The organism is Methanofollis sp. (genome assembly GCF_028702905.1).
In the GTDB taxonomy this organism is placed as follows: Archaea; Halobacteriota; Methanomicrobia; order Methanomicrobiales; family Methanofollaceae; genus Methanofollis.
This window is the reverse complement of sequence record NZ_JAQVNX010000164.1, coordinates 1-3,392: the sequence shown is the minus strand read 5'-3', so window position 1 is coordinate 3,392 and position 3,392 is coordinate 1. Positions and strand designations below refer to the sequence as shown.

Genomic DNA, 3,392 nt, shown 5'->3' with positions numbered 1-3,392 from the left:
GTCCCGCCGCGTGAGCGGTGAGGGCGAGATCCCTTTTTTTCAGCGGACGAGCCGCTTTTTCATCATCCTGAGGGCGAGGAGGAAGGCGACGGGGGTGACGGCGGCGATCCAGAGGAGGCCGAGGAGGAGGAGGTCGAGGCCCGCGGCAAGGGTGAGGGCGCGGCAGACATTGACGACGTGGGTGAGGGGGAGGGCGGCGAGGGCGAGGGCCTGGAGGGGTGCAGGGAGGAGGGAGAGGGGGAAGAAGGTGCCGGAGAAGAGGAACATGGGGGTGATGAAGAGGAAGGCCGGGTAGTTGATCGACTCGATGTTCGGGATGACGGCGGTGAAGCACATGCCGATGGAGGCGAAGAGGAGGCCGGCGGGGAAGGCGAAGGGGATGAGGAGGAGGGAGGTGGGGAGGTCGGCGACGCCGAAGAGGACGAGGACGGGGAGGATGAGGGAGGCGGAGATGACGCTTCTCGTCGCGCCCCAGAGGATTTCGCCGGCGATCACCTCTTCGAGGGAGACGGGGGTGGCGATGACGGCGTCGAAGGTTTTCTGGTAGTACATGCGCACGTACGAGCCGTAGGTGCACTCGAAGAAGGAGGCGTTCATGACGGAGACGGCGACGAGGGCCGGGGCGATGAAGCGGATGTACGGGACGCCGTCGACTTCGGCGATGTAGTAGCCGACGCCGAAGCCGAGGGCGAGGAGGTAGAGGACGGGTTCGAGGGCGGGGACGAGGAGGTTCACCATCCAGGTCTTCGCGAAGACGTCGAGGTTCCGGCGCCAGACTGTCCAGGCGCGCCTGCCGGGGAGGGTCATTCCCTGAGTGTCCTCCCGGTGAGTTTTAAAAAGACGTCTTCGAGGGTGGCGGGCCTGGTGGTGAGGGTGATGGCGCCGCAGGCGTCGAGGAGGGCGCGGGTCACTTCGTTCGGCCTGTCTGTGGGGATGTGGACGAGGTTGCCGGCGGTCTCGTACGGGATGCCGCGGCTCCTGAGACACGCGATGACGGCTTCGTCGGCCCCGGCCTCGATGATGTGCCCGCCGATCGTCGTCCTGATCAGGTCTTTCGGCGAGCCTTCGACGAGGACCTGGCCGTGGTCCATGATGACGAGGCGGTCGCAGAGGTGTTCGGCCTCGTCCATGGCGTGGGTGGTGAGGACGAGGGTCGTGCCCTCTCTCTGGAGGGCGCGGAGTCTTTCCCAGATGAGGTGGCGGGCCTGGGGGTCGAGGCCGGTGGTGGGTTCGTCCAGGATGAGGATGTCGGGGTCGTTGACGAGGGCGCGGGCGAGGATGAGGCGGCGGCGCATGCCGCCGGAGAGGTTCTCGATGACGATGTCTTTCTTCCCCTCCACCTGGACGAAGGCGAGGAGGCGGGCGACTCTCTCCTCGGCGGTGCGTCTCGGTATGCCGAAGTAGCGCGCGTAGGTGAGGAGGTTTTCGGCGCCGGTGAGGTCGGGGTCGAGGTTGTTCTCCTGCGGGACGACGCCGAGGCGGGCCTTGATGGCGCGGGCGTCGACGGCCGGGTCCATGCCGAAGACCTGGAGTCTGCCGCCTGTCCGCGGCGAGACGCACTGGACCATGCGCATGGTGGTGGTCTTGCCGGCGCCGTTGGGGCCGAGGAAGCCGAAGGCTTCCCCTTCCTCGACGGCGAAGCTGATCCCCCGCACGGCCCTGACGTTCCCGAAGTTTTTTTCCAGCCTTTCCGCGATGATGACAGGCGGCATTGTCCCGGCATGGCGATCTCACGCCCGAGTAGTTGTAGCTTTTGGCCGGTGAGGGTGCTTTTTCTCCTCCGCGGTGAAACGCACTCTATGGCATCGCCACTTCTTGCAGTGATACTCTCGTTCTTCATCCCCGGCCTCGGCCAGTTCTACACGGGTCAGATGATGAAGGCGCTCGTGCTCTTCGTCCTCGCGGTCGTCTTCGGCGGTCTCTCGGCCTTCGTGATCGGCATCCCCTTCTACATCCTGGTCTGGCTGTACTCGATGTACGACGCCTACACCGCGGCAAAATCGGCCTGAACGCGATTTATCCTAATTTAATCGGTTTTGAGAGGTAAAGGAGGTTTAAGAAACTTCCTTTTCTTTTTTTATCGGCACAAAACAGCTTATAATAAATACAGGGCACGTTATACATTCTGATATCCCCGGCCCGGCCGTGTTCACCCGGGTGCGGGGGAAGGATTTTCGGATCCTTGTCTGCGTGAAACTGGTCTATTTCTGCCGGAGACGGGCAATGCCCTGGCCGTCTCCCGGCATACACCCACCCGCGCCGCTCTTTTCACGATTTTTCTCTTCAGGCGATCCCTTTTTTTTCGCGCTCCGGAAGAATGTTTATATCGCGTTCCGCCTTCAGCGCACACACCTATAAAATTGTGCCGTTTTCGCCATGAAGACCGGCACCTCACGCCATATGTCCGTGATGATTCAGAAGCCATAGAACGCACGAATGGCGTATGAAACATTTTAAATATCACCCTTTGTACAAACACGTACCGCGCAAATGAAGAAAACATATATACTATACCGATAAATTGCGATCATCCTCACAAGAGGAGGTAACAATCGATGAAATTCGGATATGAGCATGAAGAAGCGGTGTCGCCGGTCATCGGCGTCATCCTGATGGTCGCCATCACGGTCATCCTGGCGGCGACGGTCGCTGTGTTCGTCCTCGGCCAGACCGACCAGATGGAAGCGAACAAGGTCGTGGCAGTGAAGGCGGCCTCCACCGACACCGACATCACCCTGACGATCTCGGGTGGAGCGAATGTGGACGAACTCAAGGCACTGAAATTTACCTGGAGTGGGGCAGCTGCAGTAGATAACACGGTTAAACTCAATGATCAACAGGCAAATAGTACAAACTTTGCTGGAGGTGTCCTGAATGCCACAGGTATTAACGCGGACAAGCTCTTCCACGCCGGCGATAAGATCACGGTAACGAAACACCCAACCAAGAAGATCTTCGTCGTCACCGCGATCTATGCCGACGGCACCGACGGGGTCATCTACGAGAAGACCTTCGCATAATCCTTCCCATGTCCCCCCTTTTTTCCACCCGCGCCTCGCGCCTTCTCTTTCTCCTCCTCGTCCTTCTCCTCGCCGCCGACGTGGCGACGACCACCTACGCCCTCGACAACGGGGGACAGGAGGCGAACCCCGTGATGGCCGGCATCGTCTTCTGCCCCGCGTTGCACGCGCTCCTGAAAGCTTCCTTCGCCGTGTTCGTACTTTTCCTCTGCCGCCGCGCCGACACTCTCGTCGCGGGGAGCGGGACGTACTGCATCGGCGGCGCCGCCGCGGTGTACATGCTCTCCTTCGCGAATAATCTCTGGCAGATCGGGCTCTGGCAGGTCTTCGCCTGAGGGCGCTTTAAGGTACTGCGGGAGCGGGCGAGTGAGA

The 3,392-nt window shown here is 61.1% G+C and carries 5 protein-coding genes; 3 read left to right on the top strand and 2 right to left on the bottom strand.

Annotated elements, in window-relative coordinates; all coding sequences use genetic code 11:
• Nucleotides 1-39 precede the first annotated feature (39 nt).
• Both PHP59_RS12100 and PHP59_RS12095 read right to left on the bottom strand, forming a co-directional pair.
• Entirely contained in the window at nucleotides 40-807 is a 768-nt protein-coding gene (locus PHP59_RS12100; protein ID WP_300167342.1) for an ABC transporter permease, read from the bottom strand.
• A complete protein-coding gene (locus PHP59_RS12095) occupies nucleotides 804-1,712 on the bottom strand; it encodes an ABC transporter ATP-binding protein (protein ID WP_300167340.1) in 909 nt (302 codons plus the stop codon). The genes PHP59_RS12100 and PHP59_RS12095 overlap by 4 nt, the downstream gene beginning before the upstream one ends.
• Nucleotides 1,713-1,799: 87 nt before the next feature.
• Here PHP59_RS12095 and PHP59_RS12090 point away from each other — a divergent pair, with 87 nt between their 5' ends.
• From PHP59_RS12090 to PHP59_RS12080, 3 genes are all read left to right on the top strand, one after another.
• Nucleotides 1,800-2,009 carry a hypothetical protein gene (locus PHP59_RS12090; protein ID WP_300167337.1) on the top strand — a complete coding sequence of 70 codons (210 nt, stop codon included), beginning with the start codon at nucleotides 1,800-1,802 and terminating at the stop codon, nucleotides 2,007-2,009.
• A 546-nt stretch (nucleotides 2,010-2,555) separates the two neighbouring features.
• On the top strand, nucleotides 2,556-3,020 hold the full coding sequence (locus tag PHP59_RS12085) for a type IV pilin N-terminal domain-containing protein (RefSeq protein ID WP_300167335.1): 465 nt from the start codon (nucleotides 2,556-2,558) through the stop codon (nucleotides 3,018-3,020).
• Between the two features lie 8 nt (nucleotides 3,021-3,028).
• Nucleotides 3,029-3,355 carry a DUF5658 family protein gene (locus PHP59_RS12080; RefSeq protein ID WP_300167333.1) on the top strand — a complete coding sequence of 109 codons (327 nt, stop codon included), beginning with the start codon at nucleotides 3,029-3,031 and terminating at the stop codon, nucleotides 3,353-3,355.
• The last annotated feature ends 37 nt before the right edge of the window (nucleotides 3,356-3,392 follow it).

What these genes read in the sequence shown, in the direction of transcription:
- PHP59_RS12100 (WP_300167342.1), bottom strand. Translation starts at nt 807, where the DNA reads ATGACCCTCCCCGGCAGGCGCGCCTGGACAGTCTGGCGCCGGAACCTC.
- PHP59_RS12095 (WP_300167340.1), bottom strand. Translation starts at nt 1,712, where the DNA reads ATGCCGCCTGTCATCATCGCGGAAAGGCTGGAAAAAAACTTCGGGAAC.
- PHP59_RS12090 (WP_300167337.1), top strand. Translation starts at nt 1,800, where the DNA reads ATGGCATCGCCACTTCTTGCAGTGATACTCTCGTTCTTCATCCCCGGC.
- PHP59_RS12085 (WP_300167335.1), top strand. Translation starts at nt 2,556, where the DNA reads ATGAAATTCGGATATGAGCATGAAGAAGCGGTGTCGCCGGTCATCGGC.
- PHP59_RS12080 (WP_300167333.1), top strand. Translation starts at nt 3,029, where the DNA reads ATGTCCCCCCTTTTTTCCACCCGCGCCTCGCGCCTTCTCTTTCTCCTC.